Origin of the sequence: Dokdonia sp. 4H-3-7-5 (assembly GCF_000212355.1) — a bacterium.
Taxonomy (GTDB): domain Bacteria; phylum Bacteroidota; class Bacteroidia; order Flavobacteriales; family Flavobacteriaceae; genus Dokdonia.
On sequence record NC_015496.1, the window covers coordinates 1,792,526 to 1,810,135 of the forward strand.

A 17,610-nucleotide genomic window follows, 5' to 3' on the forward strand; every position below is an offset into this window, starting at 1 on the left:
ATTTGAAAATAGTAAGCATTAATCTATTAAAAAGAATATTTTCGCGAAAGCGGAATTAAATCAAACTAATACAGACTAAGATGAATATACCAGCAGAGTTAAAATACACGAAAGATCACGAGTGGGTACGCATAGAAGGTGACGTAGCCGTAGTGGGAATTACAGATTTTGCACAAGGAGAACTAGGAGATATCGTTTACGTAGAAGTAGAAACTCTTGATGAAACTCTTGATAGAGATGAGGTTTTTGGAACTGTGGAAGCAGTAAAGACCGTTTCTGATCTTTTCTTACCGCTTTCTGGTGAGATTGTAGCTTTTAATGAAGGTCTAGAAGATGAGCCAGAAACTGTAAATAGCGATGCTTATGGAGCAGGATGGATGATTAAAATCAAATTTTCTGACGCTTCACAAGTAGATGAGCTTTTAAGCGCAGATGCTTACAAAGAACTTATAGGTGGATAAACTCATTGGTTTTACGGCGATAGCATATACTTGTGCATTGAGCATAGGATCCCTTGTTAAGCCTGTAAAAATAGATACTAATATTTCCAATATAGATAAGCTCCTACATTTAGGAGCTTATTTTGGTTTAGCTATCCTGTGGCTGAGTTATTTTCATATCGTAAAAACCTCTGCAACGCAGAAATGGGCAAAGCCCATGTTTTATATAGCAATTGCATTAGCATTAGTGATATATGGCACAGTGATTGAGTTATTACAAGGCAGTGCAACTACATACAGAACGCCTGATGTGTGGGATGTACTTGCAAATAGTATAGGTGTAATACTCGGAAGTTTAACATTTCTACTATTTTTTAAGAAATTTAAAGGGTTAAAATCGTAATTTTAGTTTCACAACTGAGATTTATTTTGCTATTTTAGCTCTCTACTAATACTTTAATTATGGAACCCAAGAAAAATCCCAAAGCAGACCTTCGCAAGAGAAGCATGCTGTTTTTTCAGCTAGGACTCATTGCAGTACTCGCACTAACGTACATCACCATCGAGTGGAAGACTTATGATGATGTGGCTATTGATATTGGTCAGCTTGATCTTGATGATCTAGACGACGAAGAAATTCCAATCACGGAGTTGAATACTCCACCACCACCACCGCCACCACCGCCGCCACCAGCACCGGAAATCATTGAGGTAGTAGAGGATGAAGAAGAAATAGAAGAAACAATTATAGAGTCTACAGAAACAGATGCCGAAGAGGAAATCGTTGAAGTAGAGGATGTAGAGATTGTGGAAGAAGAAGAGGAGATTGCAGATGTACCGTTTGCAGTTATTGAAAATGTGCCTATTTTTCCTGGTTGTGAGTCTATGACTAACAACAATGATCGTAAGAACTGTATGTCTGAAAAGGTGAGCAAGCTTGTAAACAAGAAGTTCAACACAGAGTTAGGTTCAGATTTAGGTCTATCTGGTGTAAACAGAATCTTTGTAAGTTTTAAGATTGATAAAACTGGAAGAATCGTAAACATCAGATCTCGTGCACCACACCCACGTCTTGCGTCAGAAGCAGAGCGTGTAATTAAGTTATTACCTAAAATGACACCAGGTAAGCAACGTGGTAAGCCAGTAGGGGTTTTATACTCACTACCTATTACATTTAAAGTAGAAGACTAAGTCATAAAGACTTTTTAAATATTAAAAAAACCATCTCAGCAATGAGATGGTTTTTTTGTGTCTTATATCAAAAAAAAAAGAGGCCGCCCTAAGGTGACCTCAATTTTGGCTTGCTTATTGATTCGTTTTAAGAATTGTTCAACATTTTTAAAACTATATCTTATGGAAAATTCCAAAGAAAGCACTGCTGTTCGCCAAAACAGCGTGTACAAATCAAGCCGCAAGCACGAGGCAAATTTACGAAGAAATCCCACGCTTCATTTTCAAATTGGGTTAATCTTAGCACTTCTAGCGTCCATCTTCTTTATCGAAATGCGTACTCCAGAAAAGAAACTGGCGATAGCGGTAGAGCGGGAAAACGTAGATCAAATTTTTACTCTTGACCAAGTTAAAGTAGAGCAACCTAAAAGGGAAGTTGTAAGAAAAGTACAGCTCCCAAAAATTGAAGAGCCTAAGATTCTTGAGAACGTCCAGACAAAGGAAGATGATTCCAAGTTCCTTGAAGATGATCTCAAGCCAACAGATGCCACAGATGATCCTATTGTAGACCCACGTATTCCTGATTATGATGATACGGTAGACGATGAGCCAATAGCCAAAATATTTTCTCTAGTGGAGACAGCTCCTTTGTATCCAGGTTGTGAAGGTTTAAGCTCAAATGATGAACGCAAGGATTGCATGAGTGCCAAGATTTCTAAATTTGTATCTAAAAAGTTCAGAGCAGAAAGAGGAGAAGGTCTAGGCCTCTCTGGAGTAAATAGAATCTTTGTGACATTTAAAATTGATGCTTCTGGAAAAGTAGTGGATGTAAATGCTAAAGCCCCTCATCCAAAACTTGAAGAAGAGGCTTTGCGAGTTACAAAGTTGCTACCTGACATGACTGCTGGAAAACAAGCAGGTGAGAATGTTGCGGTACTTTTTTCATTACCTATCTCATTTCAAATAGAAGATTAAATTATAAGAACATTTTTACTATAATCCCGTTGCCTCTCGCAACGGGATTTTTTGTGTATAAAACCCTATCTTTCGTGCGTAATTATTACGCCTACATCCATGCATAAATATGTATTTCTTTTATTCATTTTCGCTACTTGTAGTCTTACCGCTCAGGTAACCACTAGTGATTATGAAAAGTATCCCGTTTTTCCAGAATGTGCCGACTTGCCAGTGAGCGAAGTTGCGGCTTGTTTTAATGAAACTTTTATTTCATTTATAATTGATAATCTTGAAGTCCCAGCAGAGGTTAAGGAGGAAAATTACGAGGGTAAGATGGTGATTTTGTTTGAAGTTACTCGTGAGGGCGCTTTTAAGCTACTGTATACAGATGCCGTCTTTGCATCACTTAAGACTTCGGCGCAAGATGTTTTCGATAAACTACCTGTAATTGATCCGGCTACATATAACGGTGAGCCTACCTATATGCAATTTACAATGCCTGTGCTGTTGCCACTATCACGTAATAAAATAGGTGAGATGAATAGTGGTGATAATGAAGGTGACGCTTTCGCGAAAGCAAAAAAAGAAACACCGCTTAAAAACCCAATGCAGGATGAATATGACCGTATTCAAAATCAAAAATTTAATCCAGCAAATGAGTATACGAGTCAGTTGAATATTCCTTTCTCGCATCAGGTTTATAGTAGGTTTGATCAAGAGTTGAATCTTGTAGGGACTAATGCGCATACGGCAAGTAAACCTTATCTGTATCAAACTGTAAATCCATATTATAATTTTCAGGAGAAGACAGATGCGCTCAAGAAAGAAAAGAAAACGTGGTTTGGGAGAAAATGGTCTAACGAGCATATGGTGCAAATACAAGGAGAGGATTACTGGATAACCCTAGACCCCGCAGCCGATTTGCAATTGGGATATGAAACCGACAAGTTAAAGTCTGATAGTTTCACCTATAACAACACTCGTGCAGTTTATATTCAAGGTGGGTTAGGAAAGAAGCTCAATTTTTTTGCTGCTGTATATGAGAGTCAGGGTCGTTTTCCTCGATACTTTGATTCTTTTGCTAGATCACTAAGACCAGATGGTGGTAATCCTGCGGTGGTGCCCGGTCGTGGTATTGCAAAGGAAGGCACAAATGGAGACTTAGACTACCCAGTAGCCGAAGGTTATATTTCATACACACCTAGCAAGTATTTTAATATTCAGCTAGGTCATGGAAAGCAGTTTATAGGAGATGGTTACAGATCGCTATTGCTTAGTGATAATGCGAGTTATTTTCCATATTTAAAACTCAATACAACCTTTTGGAAATTTAAGTACACAAATACGTGGACATCACTGCGTGATGTGCGTCCAGAAACCACAGCAGACGGTGCTTTTAGAACCAAGTTCATGAGTAATCATTATCTAAGCTGGAACTTAAGTAAGAAACTTAATGTGGGATTTTTTGAATCTGTAATATGGGAAGATGAAAATGGAAGAGGTTTTGATTTTAATTTCTTAAATCCTGTGATTTTTTACAGAGCAATAGAGTTCTCTACGGGTTCTCGCGGTGGTAATGCGCTTATAGGGCTAACCGGAAAGTATAAAGTGAATGATCGCGTAAATGTGTATGGGCAAGTTGTTATAGATGAGTTTTCGGCTAGTGATGTGATAGGCGGAAATCAAAGCTATAAAAACAAACAAGGCTTCCAGATAGGAGCAAAGTATTATGATGCTTTTGGAGTTAAGAATTTGACATTGCAAGGTGAGTACAGCCAAGTGCGTCCTTATGTATATTCTAATAATGAGATCCAACTTAATTATGGGCATGCAAACCAGTCGCTGGCACATCAATGGGGAGCAAATTTTAAAGAGCTTATTGGGATTGCTCGTTATGAAAGAGAACGATGGTATGGAACAGCAAAACTTATTGTAGGAGCTCGAGGTGTTGAGATAGGAGATATCAATGAAGTATACTACGGAGGAAGTATTTATGGAAATGATGAAAACAGGCCATCAGACGATGGGATTGCATTCTTTCAAGGAAATAAGGTTAATAGCCTGTATGCAGATCTTGAGCTAGGGTATTTAATAAACCCTGCAACCAACTTAAAAGTATATGCAAACCCTATCTATCGTAGTGTAACCGCAGATATTCAAGATGCGCCAAATACATTTGATACCAGCACGCTGTGGCTCAACATAGGTTTTAGAACAGATTTGTTTAATTGGTATTATGATTATTAAAATCTAGCTAGCATTGTTAAGTGATTGTGTAATATTTGCGATTATGAAGTCGTTATAGCTCTAGACAAGAAACTACTTCATCAATCACTAAAACAATATGTTATCTAGAATCACCGCCTTGGGGATAATAGTGCTATGTTTCTTATTTTCTTGTCAGGAAGAGAACTGTCAAAGCGCACAGCGCAATAACATTCTTGCTGCAAACTCATATAATAGTAAGGAATATCAAGCAGAGCTCTATCGCTTGATAAAGGAAAGCCCAGAAGTAGATTATTATTATGAAATGCGCGAAGAAATCTTTGGGCAACATTACCTTGTAGTTACTGCTTATGGTAATGCATTCTGCGGGAAGTTATGTTTGGTAATTTCAGAGGAAGATGCAAATCATATTGAAATAGATAGAGCTAAAGGATATCAAGGCGCGCAGCTAATAGGCTTAAAGTTCAACAAACAAAAAGCCGACTATGGTTGGTCGGCTTTAGTGTATGATTCTGTGGAGTATATTGTAGATTAAGATGTGCGATTTGTAAAGGATCCAATGTGCCACAACACGCCAGACGGATCGTGTAAGAAAAACTCTCGTCCCCAGTCATTTTCAACAATTTTTGAAATCTTTGCGCCTTTAAATAATGAAGTCAAATCAAGAGATTCGAGGTGATTGAGATATTCATCTAGATGTTGCACTTCTAGAAATACCATTGTGTTGTCTATCCAATCTTTTACAAAGGCATCTTGCAAGTAGAACCCAAAGTTATCCATTGTGAATAGTGACATGTTATAGGAGATGATAGTTTCCTTAAAACCAATTGAAGTATAAAACCTTCGGGAGGAATCAAAGTCTGCAGTACCTATAAAAGGCCTAATGGATTTGGCAATAGGATTCATAATTTATATTATTTGTTAATCTCAATATTCTCTAAGATACTTTTATAAACAGTGCTTCTAAATTTTGGCCCAGTAATAAAGCTCTTTGCGCTTTCTTCGTCTGTAAGATATTCAGATGTGATTGACTCCATTGCGGTTACTTCTTCAAGGGTTTTATTGCTTTCTATAGCTTTGAAAACTGAAGTGTAAACGTTTACTAGCATATCGTGATATTTTTGATAATCTGCTTTTGTTGCTAACTTTCCGTGACCAGGAATTATTTTAGTATCCTCATTGATAAGCATAAGTCCTTTCTTTGCTGCGTCAATATCTCCCTGGATGCTTCCGCCACGGTCTGTATCTATAAAAGGGAAGTTACCGTTAAAGAAGGTGTCTCCAGTATGTAGCACATTACTCTGAGCAAAATAAACAAGCGCATCTCCGTCTGTATGTGCATTATGTACATGGGTTAAAAATACGTCATCGTCATTTTGGTAAAAAGTAGCATCTTCACTAAAAGTGATTACTGGGAGTCCCGCACTAGCCGTTTTCTCATCGGCTGCTAATCTCTTGCGTACATTATCGTGAGCTACAATCATTGCTCCAGCGGCCTCAAAATTTAGATTTCCTCCAGTGTGGTCACCATGAAAATGAGTGTTGACCAAGAAACTCACAGGCTGGTCAGATATGGTTTTAATGGCAGCGGTGATTTTCTTGCTCAGAGGAGCAAACTGATCGTCTATCATAAATACGCCATCTTTTCCAGTAGAGATTCCTATGTTTCCACCAGCTCCTTGAAGCATGTAGATGTGATCTGTAACTTTTTCAACAGTAATTTGTACATCGTCAAAACGTCCTTGTGCAGTAGCTGCAGCAGTTATTAGTGCGATGATAATGAGTGTAAAGTGTTTCATTTTTAAGTTTTTTTATAAAGGTAGTCGTATTGATGTAGTTGCGCTTTCGCGAAAGCGTAATTTTAACAACCTATTATGCTTGTCGTTTTGTTGTGCAGATTCCTTTTGGGCAGTATCTTTGCACCACTTAAAAAATTGCTAAACCTACTGTCTTTGAGCGACGTCGCCATACATACGAATACCTACTCTGCCTGGTACGATTTTAAAGAAATCACAAAGATGCGTTTATCTATAAGCGTAGTGTTTTCTAGTGTTGCAGGATATTTTCTTGGAGCCACAGAGATAGACTGGTTTATTGTGTTGCTGCTAGCTGTAGGAGGCTACTTTATGGTAGGCGCGTCAAATGCGTATAATCAGGTGCTAGAGAAAGATCTAGACGCATTGATGGATCGCACAAAAAATAGACCTGTAGCTTCCGGAAGGATGTCTAAGCAAAAGGCGCTCTTAATAGCAATTACATTTACGATTCTAGGTTTAGGAACATTGTATTACATAAATCCTCAGACAGCAATGTTTGGAGGGATTTCTATATTTATGTATGTACTGTTATATACTCCCTTAAAAACGAAGACACCTTTATCTGTTTTTGTAGGGGCATTTCCAGGGGCGATACCTTACATGTTAGGTTGGGTTGCTGCTACTAACGATTTTGGTATAGAGCCTGGGACGTTATTTATGATACAATTTTTCTGGCAGTTCCCTCATTTTTGGGCAATAGGGTGGTTTCTTTTTGATGACTATAAAAAAGGAGGCTTTGCTATGTTGCCTACGGGAAAACGTGATAAAGGAACTGCAGTTCAAATCGTGTTATACACGGTATGGACAGTACTTATCTCGATAATACCTGCATTTGGGGTAACTGGAGATTTATTTTTAACACCTGTGTCTGCAATTATCGTTGGGGCACTAGGATTATTTATGCTGTATTGGGCAATTAAATTGTACCAAAACAGAGATGCAAAAACAGCCAAACGACTAATGCTTTCAAGTGTGACTTACATTACACTACTTCAAATTGTTTTTGTAATAGATAAATTTTTAAGATAGATGGATTATACTCAAGGAGGTGAAAAGTTGAAACTAGATCGTGCTAAAAAGCAGATGTTGTGGTTTGGGATTATAAGTTTGTGTATGACATTTGCAGGACTTACGAGTGCATATATCGTAAGTATGGAACGTCGTGACTGGTTAGAAAACTATGATTTTCCGCAGGCGCTTATAGTTTCTACAGTGTTAATCGTAATAAGTAGTATCACGATACATCTTGCCAAAAATGCTATTATAAGCGGTAAAAATTCAATGGGAACTTTGTTTTTAATGCTTACACTAGCGCTAGGAATAGGATTTGTGGTTTCCCAGTTTGCAGGCTTTAGTGCGTTTCAAGAACAAGGATATTATTTTACGGGAGCGTCTAGTAATATTACAACTACGTTTTTCTTTCTTATAATTGCAGTGCACATTGCACACCTTATTGCTGGTTTTATATCTTTAATTACAGTAATTATCAATCATTTAAGAGGTAAATATTCTGCAGCAGAACATTTAGGATTAACACTAGGAGTAACGTTTTGGCACTTTTTAGATATTCTTTGGGTATTTTTATTTGTGCTTTTATTTATCACAAAGTAAACTAGCGGTACATTGTTTTATAAATACGTATCTAAAACGATTATAAATCGAGGCTTCAAAGTTGATATCTGAACATAAAATACTTATTTTTGCAACCATTAAATTAACCAATTCTTACGAATGGACACGACAGTGACAAACAACGACGCCGAGGGAACAACTTGGGGTGGTGGTAATCAACCACTAAGAGCGAGCTACGGAAAACTAATGATGTGGTTTTTCATCTTATCAGATGCATTAACCTTTTCGGGCTTTCTAGCCGCATATGGTTTTTCAAGATTTAAATTTATTGATGCTTGGCCAATAGCCGACGAAGTATTTACACACGTACCTTTCATACATGGGAATTTCCCTATGATATACGTAGCGTTTATGACGTTTGTTTTGATTATGTCTTCTGTAACCATGGTACTTGCTGTAGATGCTGGACATCACTTAAAGCATAAAAGCGTAGCATTCTACATGTTCCTTACCATCATAGGTGGTATTATCTTCGTAGGATCACAAGGATGGGAATGGGCTACGTTCATTAAAGGTGATTATGGTGCCGTAGAAACAAAGGGTGGTAAAATACTCCAGTTCGTTGATACAGATGGTAATCGTATGGCACTTGGCGACTTCGCTATTACACAAGTAGGAGAGCGTGAGCAACACCTTAATAAAAATGGAATTTGGTTCTCAGACGAGGCGACACCTACTACATATTCAATTGAAGAAGTAAAAGCTGGTTTTGAAGCTACTCCTAACGCATTGATACGCATCCAGACACTTACAGAAAATGGTGAGAAGACGGTATTGTCACGAGAAGAGTCTCTTGCAAAACTATCTAGAGATGGAAAGCTTGTAGTAGAAGGAGCAAACCTTATTCATAATGAATATGGAGCACCACTTTTTGCAGACTTCTTTTTCTTTATTACAGGTTTCCACGGATTCCACGTATTTTCAGGTGTAATGATCAATATCATTATTTTCTTTAACGTAGTTCTTGGAACTTATGAGCGAAGAGGACACTATGAGATGGTTGAAAAGGTTGGTTTATACTGGCACTTTGTAGACCTTGTATGGGTATTTGTATTTACATTCTTCTACCTAGTTTAATTTACCTTTCAGACTATTATATATTATGGCACACGAACATAAACTTGCAATATTTAGAGGAACATTAAAGTTCAAGAATAACATTCAGAAAATCTGGGGAGTACTTATATTTCTTTCGATTATCACAGCTGTAGAAGTTGTTCTAGGTATTATAAAGCCAGAGTTTTTACTAGAAACAACCTTTATAAGAATGAAACTTCTTAACTGGATTTTCATTATCCTTACTATTGTAAAGGCATATTATATTACCTGGGATTTCATGCACATGCGTGACGAAGTTAAAGGATTACGTAGAGCAGTAGTTTGGACAGGTATCTTCCTTATTTGTTACTTAGTATTCATTTTACTTACGGAAGGTGATTATATCTTTGAAGTTTACAACAATGGATTCCAGAGCTGGGATTTCTAATAAATAATTAAAAGCGACTTTCGAGTCGCTTTTTTTATGTCTTAATTATTGCGCTTTCGCGAAAGCGTTATTTCATAAAAATTGAAAACAATTATAAGCTCGATTACTTCTTGAGATTTATCTTTGTAAACATGAAAAAGAAAATCGTTCTCATATCACTTTTTGTGCTGCCAGTGCTCATTTATCTCTTCTTTGCGTCTGGTGTTTACAACTTTGCAAACTTACCTCTTCTTACACAAGAGGTAGACGACATAAGCAGATATGCAAAACAAGAAATTAGAACAGAAGACACACCAGAATCTCCACTTACATTTGATGATCATATTACTTTAGTTGGTTACCTAGGTGATGGGCTTAAAAGCAATGAAGGGTATACGGCAAATTTGAATTTGATGATATTCAAATACTTTGAGCGTTATACAGATTTTCAATTAGTTTTATTTGTAAACAAAGGAAGTGAGGAAGTTATAGATAATTTAAGAGCAGAATTATCACGTATTTTTGACACGTCAAAAATGCGCTTCATCGTAGCATCAAAGCAACAAACTCAAGAGCATTTTAATAGCCTTGGCACCTCTTTATCTATGATGAATGATGGTGGGCATCCCAATGTGTTTGTAATAGATAAGGCAAGAGCTTTACGTTCTGGTCACGAGGAAAAGAAAGCAAATGTATATGGCTATGATTTCACACAAGCTGTAGAAATGGGCTATCTTAAGGATGACGTAAAAATATTACTGGCAGAATATAGACTGGCACTTAAGAAGAATAATAATGCCAGTCCTAAAATTGAGCAACGCAGAGAGAACAAATAATAGCTATTAAGTCATGAGAAAAAATACATACATAGGAATAGCTGCCATTGTACTCATTTTTGGGATCATTGTAATCCCAAAGATTTACAAGCGCATAGCAAATGATGATGTCTCTCGCGGTGGTAGAATGCATCAAGATGGTGGTGAGAAGATTAATGAAGCGCCAGATGGTTTGATCTATATTAATCAAGGTGGAGTAGATAGAAAAGTGCCTCCATTTTCATTTGTAAATCAAGACAACGATACCATCACAAATGCAGATTATAAAGGGAAAGTATACCTAGTAGAGTTCTTTTTTACAAGGTGTACCGACATTTGTATCCCTATGAGTCATAATTTAATCGAAATATCGCAGAGGTTTGAAGGACGCGATGATTTTGGGATTGCTTCTTTCTCTATAGATCCAGAACATGACCAGCCAGAGGTACTTAAAAAGTATCAAGAGGAATACGGAGTGACAAACCCTAACTGGAACTTTATGACTGGAGATCGTTCCGCTATTAGAAAACTTTCTAATGAAGGTTTTTATCTTGCTACTAATGAAGAAGGAGATGAGAGTGACTTATACCACTCAGGACTGTTTGCACTTATTGATCAAAATGGTTTCATACGCTCTAGATTAGACCCATATGGCAATGCTAAACCTTATTACAGAGGATTTGTCCCTATGGATGATAATGTGCCAGAAGGAGGAGAAACGCCAGAGATAGATATACTTATTGAAGATATACAGAAATTACTTAAATAGATTATGAGTACACTTAACCCTACAGAAAAGAAATACAGAGTTTGGATCATTATTTTATCCATAGTGATTCCTATAGCCGTTGCTATATTATTTGGTATTAAGCTTAAGGATTATGGTATAGATGTAGAGCCACTTACATTCTTGCCTCCAGTTTACGCTACTATAAACGGACTTACAGCTATTGTCTTGATACTAGCGGTGCGCGCCATAAAAAATGGAAATCGCACACTTCATGAGCGTTTAATGAAGACTGCCATTGGGTTATCTGTATTTTTTTTATTGATGTACGTTGCTTATCACATGACATCAGACTCTACAAGTTTTGGAGGTGAGGGTATCATACGTTATGTGTATTTCTTTATTTTGATAACGCACATAGCACTATCTATAATTATCATACCATTAGTATTGTTTACATATGTAAGAGCACTCGCAGAGCGTTTTGATAAACACAGAAAGCTCGCACGCATCACTTTTCCTATATGGTTGTATGTTGCAATTACTGGCGTTGTTGTGTATTTAATGATCTCTCCTTATTACATCCACTAGATGAAAAATCTTAAACAAGTACTAGTTGTAATGTTTTTCTGTTGCGCTTTCGCGAAAGCGGACTTAAATGCAACAGTGGTAGCATCTACTACTCAGTGTGCTATGTGTCGTGCAGTCTTAGAATCTGAAGAAGATAATAGTACTGCCAAAGGAATAAACAACGGTATAAAGTACCTTATGGTAATTCCATATATCCTTGTGGGTGGTGTTTTCTACTTCGTTTATAAATCCAAAAAAAATGCTTCGACTGAACCACAAGATGAACAAACTGATTCATAAAGAAGTTGCTTTTTTATTACTTAACCTCAATAAGTTTCCCTATTAATTTCTTTGAGGTTTAATAGTTTTATTCTTTAACAAAACCTTAGGACAACTCGACTAAACCCATCCGTAATTTGCGTGTCTAATTTTAGAACCAAACTTTTAAACGGATGAAAAATTTTATTACCTTTTTATTACTGTCATTTTCTTTAGTTGCTGTAGCACAGCGACCTGGAGGGGATCGACCAGATGTTGTTATTACTGGTACAGTAATGGAGGCGGAGACTAACATACCTTTAGAGTATGCAACAGTATCATTTGCTACTGCAGATGGGAAAGTAGTAACGGGAGGAATTACAGACCCTTCTGGAAAATACAGTATAGAAATACCAGCAGGTGTTTATGATGTTAAGTTTGAGTTCATCTCGTTTGAAACAAAGGTCCTTCCGGCTCAACGTCTTACTAAAGATACTACACTGCCTACACAGACACTAGCTATAGATTCTCAATCTCTTGATGAAGTAATTGTGCGCTCAGAGACTACAGAAGTACAAGTGCGACTAGATAAAAAGATATATAATATAGGAAAAGATCTTACTACAAGCGGCGCAACAGTAAGTGATGCACTTAGTAATGTGCCATCAGTTACGGTAGATGTAGATGGAGCGATAGCCTTAAGAGGTAATGGTAATGTGCGCATTTTGATTAATGGAAGACCTTCGGCCATTGCAGGTTTTGGATCTGTAGACGCTCTAAGTCAACTACCAGCAGACGCCATCGAACGTGTAGAAGTGATTACATCACCATCTGCTCGATATGACGCAGAAGGTACAGCGGGTATACTCAACATCATACTTAAGAAAGAGAAAACATTAGGTCTTAATGGTTCTATACAGACTAATGTAGGTTACCCAGAACGTTATGGAATCACAGGGAATATAAACCTGAGAACGGATAAATTCAATATTTTTAATACCACAGGTTACAGTAAACGTACTTCTCCAGGCAACGCTGCAGCCGAGAATCAGTACTTTGTATCAGAAATAGGAGCAGATGGTGAGCAGAACTTTACAAGTGAGATAGACCGTATTCTTAGAGAGGATAGAGAGTTTGATAGAAACCGTGGAGGATTCAATACTAACCTAGGTATTGAATATTTTCTAACAGAAAAAACATCTGTAACGGCAAGTGGTTTTTTAAGATTAGGGGATAATGATTCTGGTACAGATAACTTAACAAATGAGTTTACACCAGATAATGAATTGACTGTATCAAGAACTAGACTTGAGCGCGAGAATGAAGAAGATATGACCTATCAATTCTCACTTAATTCTATTACAAAGTTTGATGAGTCTGGGCATGAGCTTACAGCTGCATTACAATATGCAAGAGATGAGGAAACAGAAACATCAATCATTACAGAGTTTAACTCTTTCCCAACTTTAGAAAATTTACCTACAGAAGCTATCACACAGATTGAAAATCAAAAGGAGTACTTAGCACAGGTAGACTATGTGCGCCCTATAGGAGAGACCGCTCAATTTGAGTTAGGGTATAGAGGAAATTTTGAAGAGACAGAAACAGATTATACGCTATTAGAAGAAGATGTTGCGGGTGGTACTTTTATTAGAGATAACGGACTATCTAATATCTTTACCTATAAAGAAGATGTGCATGCCTTCTATACACAGTATGGAGATAAGTTTGGTGATTTTTCTTTCTTAGCAGGTTTGCGTTATGAAAATACAAGACAGCAAGGAACTGTAGATGCAGTAATATCTGATGACAATCCACTAGGTACTAATCTTGATTTTGATAACCAAACAGATGGTTTATTCCCTACGTTAAATTTAACGTATGAGTTTAATGAGCGTGAGAATATCACGCTAGGTTTTAACAGGCGTATCAACAGACCAAGAGGTCGTTTTATTAATCCTTTCCCATCACGTTCAAGTGAAGCAAACATCTTTCAAGGAAATCCAGATCTTGTTCCATCATTTGCAAGTGCATATGATTTAGGATACTTAAAAAGATGGGATAAATTGACGTTGACTTCATCTGTGTATTACCAGTATGAAACAGATTCTTTCGAGCGTATTCAAGAAGATACAGGATTAGTTACTGCAAACGGAGTGCCTATCATTAGAACGCTACCTATTAACCTAAGTACAAACGAACGTTATGGAGCAGAGTTAGGTGTTTTATATAATCCTAATAAATGGTTAAGATTAAACTTAAGTGCAAATGCATTCTTGTTTGAAACTAATGGTTCTTTTAATGGAGTAGATTATGGTGCAAGTAACTTTAGCTTCTTCACAAGAGGAAGTGCAAAAGTGAGCTTGCCATATAAAATTGACTGGCAAACTAATATCTTTTATAGAGGTCCAAGCAATAACGCACAAACTGATACAGAAGGGTTCTTATTTACAAACTTAGCTTTTAGCAAAGACATACTCAATGATAACGCTACACTCGCTTTAAATGTAAGCGATGTATTTAACTCAAGTAAACGACAATCATTTACAACAACAGATTCTTTTACAAGTGACAGCGAGTTTCAATTTAGAGTTCGTTCAGTCAATCTAGCATTTACGTATAGATTTAATCAAAAGAAGAAGCGTGAACGTGGTAGCCGTGGAGGTGGAGAGGCAGATGATGACTTTGAAGGATAGACTTTTTAGCTTTCGCGAAAGCGTAGCTACACAAATATAAAAGGTGGACGGTATAGCCGTCCACCTTTTTACTTTTTTAAGAATTCTATAAATTTTCTTATTAAAAAGAAACTGAAATTCTTCCTCGTAAATAGAAAGGAACACCCGGTGTAAAGTGAATTTCCTCTACAGACTGTGTTTCATTAAATAATCTACTTTCTGTAGCAAATTGAGTTTCATTCCATTCAGTGTCAAATAGATTTTCTATTACAATTCCGTACGTCCAGTTTTTTACTTTATAGTTAAGATTCATATCTGTAACAAAATAACCTTCTGCTACGATTGAGTTATCTTCATTTGCTGCTCTATCATCAATAAAACGGTAAGAAAGCGATCCAGAAAATGCACCTAGATTGTCTACACTTATCCCTCCTACTGCTGTAAGGTCTGGTGCTAGTGGTATTAAATCTGCCCCATTAGGTTCATCTGTACTTCTAGCATACGTATAGTTTACATCTGAGTATGCATATAACCAATCGTTAAACTGGTATCTAGCACCTAGCTCAACACCTACTCTGCGAGAGCGTCCACTAGGCTCTACAATTCCAGCATCACCTACATACACAAATTCTTGGTCTAGAAATAAGCTCCATAAGGCAGCATTAACCACAAGACGGTCGGCTGGTTTAATAATAGTACCTATATCAAAACCATAAGCTGCAGGTAAAATATCTTCACCTTCATTTGCTACAACTACGCGTGTGTCATTAGAGTGAAAGCCTATACCTGTTTTGAGGAAATATTGAAAGGTAGTAGACGGTGTGTAAATGACATTAAGCTTAGGGCTAAAGGCTACCTTATCTTCACTACGATTATCATATACAGGACTTAGCTCATTCACATAGTCAAACTTGAAATAGTCTAAACGTACAGACGGATTAATGTTCCAATCGCCTTTTTTAAATTCGGCATTAAAGTAACCAAAAGCATTAAGCTCATCCACATCACCTAAGGATAGATTTTCTAGTGTCTCACGACGATTCCTTGTACGTGATAACTCTACGTCATTTACGTCATCATATCTAAAACCAACACCAGTCTGATAATCTAGATTAAAACCAGCAACCTCTGTCTCCTTGCGTTCAAAAGAACTTTGAACACCCATTAATACACGGTCTTCGTGCTGTCTTATTTGATCACCGTTTACTGGATCTTCAAGAAAAAAAGTGAAGTTTGAATAAAGTTCAAAGTCATATTTTGATAAAAACGCATTGGTCTTAAAGGTGTCACTATCATTTAAGTTCTTTGTGTAGTTGAGAGAGATATTACTTCTACTTGTAGTACCACCTTCGGTATCGTCTATTGCTCCAAAACGACCTATCAATCCCGCATCTACAGCTCTTTGAGGTATTTGGCCAGAGGCATCCCATTTACTTTGAAAGTGTGATAATGTAATATCCAGCTCTTCCTCTCCAGGCTTGGCATAAATGTATTTACTCATCAAGTTAAGACGATTAAAGTTCTGTGGTGAGTCTACAGGTCCATCAGTAAGATATATTTCTGATGCGAAGTATAATGAGCTGTATTCTTTATTAAGTACTGGAAATAAACCTGATAAACGTTGTGTATTAAATTGGCCAACTTCAAGAGTAATTAAATTGTCTTCTATAACATCTTTGAGTTTTAAGTCTATATAACCTGCTGTTGCAAAGTTACCTTGCTGAGCATTAAAAGGACCTTTGCCAAATTCTATATTCTGTATGGTTTCTGGAATCACAAAGTGTAAATCTGAGTATCCTTGTCCGTGAGCGTGAGAAACCATATTGACAGGAAGTCCATCTACACTAAGAGCGAGGTCTGTACCATGATCAATATCAAAACCACGTAAGAAAATTTGTTCTGCTTTTCCTCCACCTGCATGCTGTCCTATAATTAGTCCAGGCACTTTACGTAAAATTTCTTGGGAAGATTTTACAGGATTATTCTGAACGTCGATATCTACAATTCTACTTAATTGGTTTACTTCAGATACAATCAGAACTTGGTCAAGTGAAAACGACTTAGGCTCAAGCTTAATTTGCAATTGTGTTTCACCTTCTGATAATACATAAAGAAAGGTTTCATACCCTAAGCTAGAAAAATATAAAGAGTCACCTACTTTTGTTTTAGGAATGCTAAAGAAACCAGTAGCATTCGTGTGTGCATGCTGTCCCGATTCTTTATTAAAAATATTTGCATTTTCTATTGGGCTAGCATTTTCATCTAGCACCACGCCTTTGATAGACTGGCCGTATAATGGGATAATGAGGAGCATCGTGATAACTCCAAGAAAGAATTTCATATAATTATATTTGAGATTTGAATGTATTTGTGCGTGTTTATATGACTAGCCTAGTGATAGGCGAGTATAAAAACAGTATTCCTTAGTGAGAATACTACAGTTGTGGAGGCTGTTTAAACAAATCTCTTTGTGAAGAATATTTTTTCTCTAGATACCACCAGTTATGTACTGTATCAGTAGATGTAGTGCTTGCTAGAGTAGGGTAATAGGTTTGTGACAATTGTTTGTCTGTATTATACTTTTCATCGCTTTTAAAATGCTCTGGTTGCTGGTCATTACTATTAAATACCAATTTTAGAAAAGTAAGAGCACGGTGGCTGTGATGTGTAGACACCTCATTACTGTGATGATGGGTAGTTATGGTTGCGTGTTGATGCGGCGGATTATGATTATTATCTTGAACGATTGCGTGTTCAATATTGTGCGCAAGTTGGAAGACCACCTTTTTTATAGGTGATAGCAAGCAAAAGACCGCCATGCAAAAGGCGATAGTTTTGGTAATGGATGGTATGTAGTG

General features: G+C 37.0%; 19 protein-coding genes. 15 read left to right on the top strand and 4 right to left on the bottom strand.

Translation table 11 applies throughout. The features are described from left to right. Nucleotides 1-80: 80 nt before the first annotated feature. From gcvH to KRODI_RS07895, 6 genes are all read left to right on the top strand, one after another. On the top strand, nucleotides 81-461 hold the full coding sequence (gene gcvH, locus KRODI_RS07870) for a glycine cleavage system protein GcvH (RefSeq protein ID WP_013751064.1): 381 nt from the start codon (nucleotides 81-83) through the stop codon (nucleotides 459-461). Further along, on the top strand, nucleotides 454-843 hold the full coding sequence (locus KRODI_RS07875) for a VanZ family protein (RefSeq protein ID WP_013751065.1): 390 nt from the start codon (nucleotides 454-456) through the stop codon (nucleotides 841-843). Before gcvH ends, KRODI_RS07875 begins: the two co-directional genes overlap by 8 nt. 59 nt (nucleotides 844-902) lie before the next feature. Next, entirely contained in the window at nucleotides 903-1,631 is a 729-nt protein-coding gene (locus tag KRODI_RS07880) for an energy transducer TonB (protein WP_013751066.1), read from the top strand. 162 nt (nucleotides 1,632-1,793) lie between these two features. After that, nucleotides 1,794-2,585: an energy transducer TonB gene (locus KRODI_RS07885; RefSeq protein ID WP_013751067.1), complete on the top strand. Its 792-nt coding sequence runs from the start codon at nucleotides 1,794-1,796 to the stop codon at nucleotides 2,583-2,585. Nucleotides 2,586-2,684: 99 nt separating this feature from the next. Further along, entirely contained in the window at nucleotides 2,685-4,814 is a 2,130-nt protein-coding gene (locus KRODI_RS07890) for a hypothetical protein (RefSeq protein ID WP_013751068.1), read from the top strand. A 97-nt stretch (nucleotides 4,815-4,911) separates the two neighbouring features. Then, nucleotides 4,912-5,328 carry a hypothetical protein gene (locus KRODI_RS07895; RefSeq protein ID WP_013751069.1) on the top strand — a complete coding sequence of 139 codons (417 nt, stop codon included), beginning with the start codon at nucleotides 4,912-4,914 and terminating at the stop codon, nucleotides 5,326-5,328. Here the strand turns inward: KRODI_RS07895 and KRODI_RS07900 are convergent. Next, a complete protein-coding gene (locus KRODI_RS07900; RefSeq protein WP_013751070.1) occupies nucleotides 5,325-5,699 on the bottom strand; it encodes a glyoxalase in 375 nt (124 codons plus the stop codon). The genes KRODI_RS07895 and KRODI_RS07900 overlap by 4 nt on opposite strands. A gap of 8 nt (nucleotides 5,700-5,707) precedes the next feature. Continuing rightward, the gene (locus tag KRODI_RS07905; protein ID WP_013751071.1) at nucleotides 5,708-6,592 is read right to left on the bottom strand and encodes an MBL fold metallo-hydrolase; all 885 of its coding nucleotides are present in this window, start codon (nucleotides 6,590-6,592) and stop codon (nucleotides 5,708-5,710) included. A 75-nt stretch (nucleotides 6,593-6,667) separates the two neighbouring features. On the opposite strand from KRODI_RS07905, the gene cyoE reads away from it, so the two are divergent. From cyoE to KRODI_RS07950, 9 genes are all read left to right on the top strand, one after another. Beyond that, nucleotides 6,668-7,639, top strand: a complete 972-nt coding sequence (gene cyoE, locus KRODI_RS07910; protein ID WP_013751072.1) for a heme o synthase — start codon at nucleotides 6,668-6,670, stop codon at nucleotides 7,637-7,639. Beyond that, nucleotides 7,640-8,221, top strand: coding sequence for a heme-copper oxidase subunit III (locus KRODI_RS07915; protein WP_013751073.1), 582 nt, complete (start codon nucleotides 7,640-7,642; stop codon nucleotides 8,219-8,221). A 120-nt stretch (nucleotides 8,222-8,341) separates the two neighbouring features. Then, entirely contained in the window at nucleotides 8,342-9,319 is a 978-nt protein-coding gene (locus tag KRODI_RS07920) for a cytochrome c oxidase subunit 3 (RefSeq protein ID WP_013751074.1), read from the top strand. Nucleotides 9,320-9,344: 25 nt separating this feature from the next. Continuing rightward, nucleotides 9,345-9,728 (top strand): cytochrome C oxidase subunit IV family protein, encoded by a 384-nt coding sequence (locus tag KRODI_RS07925; protein ID WP_013751075.1) that lies wholly within the window; start codon nucleotides 9,345-9,347, stop codon nucleotides 9,726-9,728. A gap of 131 nt (nucleotides 9,729-9,859) precedes the next feature. Next, entirely contained in the window at nucleotides 9,860-10,543 is a 684-nt protein-coding gene (locus KRODI_RS07930; protein ID WP_013751076.1) for a hypothetical protein, read from the top strand. 13 nt (nucleotides 10,544-10,556) lie between these two features. Beyond that, on the top strand, nucleotides 10,557-11,291 hold the full coding sequence (locus KRODI_RS07935) for an SCO family protein (RefSeq protein WP_013751077.1): 735 nt from the start codon (nucleotides 10,557-10,559) through the stop codon (nucleotides 11,289-11,291). Nucleotides 11,292-11,294: 3 nt separating this feature from the next. Then, nucleotides 11,295-11,840 carry a DUF420 domain-containing protein gene (locus tag KRODI_RS07940; protein WP_013751078.1) on the top strand — a complete coding sequence of 182 codons (546 nt, stop codon included), beginning with the start codon at nucleotides 11,295-11,297 and terminating at the stop codon, nucleotides 11,838-11,840. A gap of 30 nt (nucleotides 11,841-11,870) precedes the next feature. After that, nucleotides 11,871-12,119 carry a hypothetical protein gene (locus KRODI_RS07945; RefSeq protein WP_049783467.1) on the top strand — a complete coding sequence of 83 codons (249 nt, stop codon included), beginning with the start codon at nucleotides 11,871-11,873 and terminating at the stop codon, nucleotides 12,117-12,119. 152 nt (nucleotides 12,120-12,271) lie between these two features. Then, the gene (locus KRODI_RS07950; protein WP_013751080.1) at nucleotides 12,272-14,773 is read left to right on the top strand and encodes an outer membrane beta-barrel family protein; all 2,502 of its coding nucleotides are present in this window, start codon (nucleotides 12,272-12,274) and stop codon (nucleotides 14,771-14,773) included. Nucleotides 14,774-14,873: 100 nt separating this feature from the next. Here KRODI_RS07950 and KRODI_RS07955 read toward each other — a convergent pair whose 3' ends face one another. After that, nucleotides 14,874-17,093, bottom strand: coding sequence for a TonB-dependent receptor (locus KRODI_RS07955; protein WP_013751081.1), 2,220 nt, complete (start codon nucleotides 17,091-17,093; stop codon nucleotides 14,874-14,876). A gap of 94 nt (nucleotides 17,094-17,187) precedes the next feature. Further along, nucleotides 17,188-17,571 carry a hypothetical protein gene (locus KRODI_RS07960; protein WP_013751082.1) on the bottom strand — a complete coding sequence of 128 codons (384 nt, stop codon included), beginning with the start codon at nucleotides 17,569-17,571 and terminating at the stop codon, nucleotides 17,188-17,190. Between the last annotated feature and the right edge of the window lie 39 nt (nucleotides 17,572-17,610).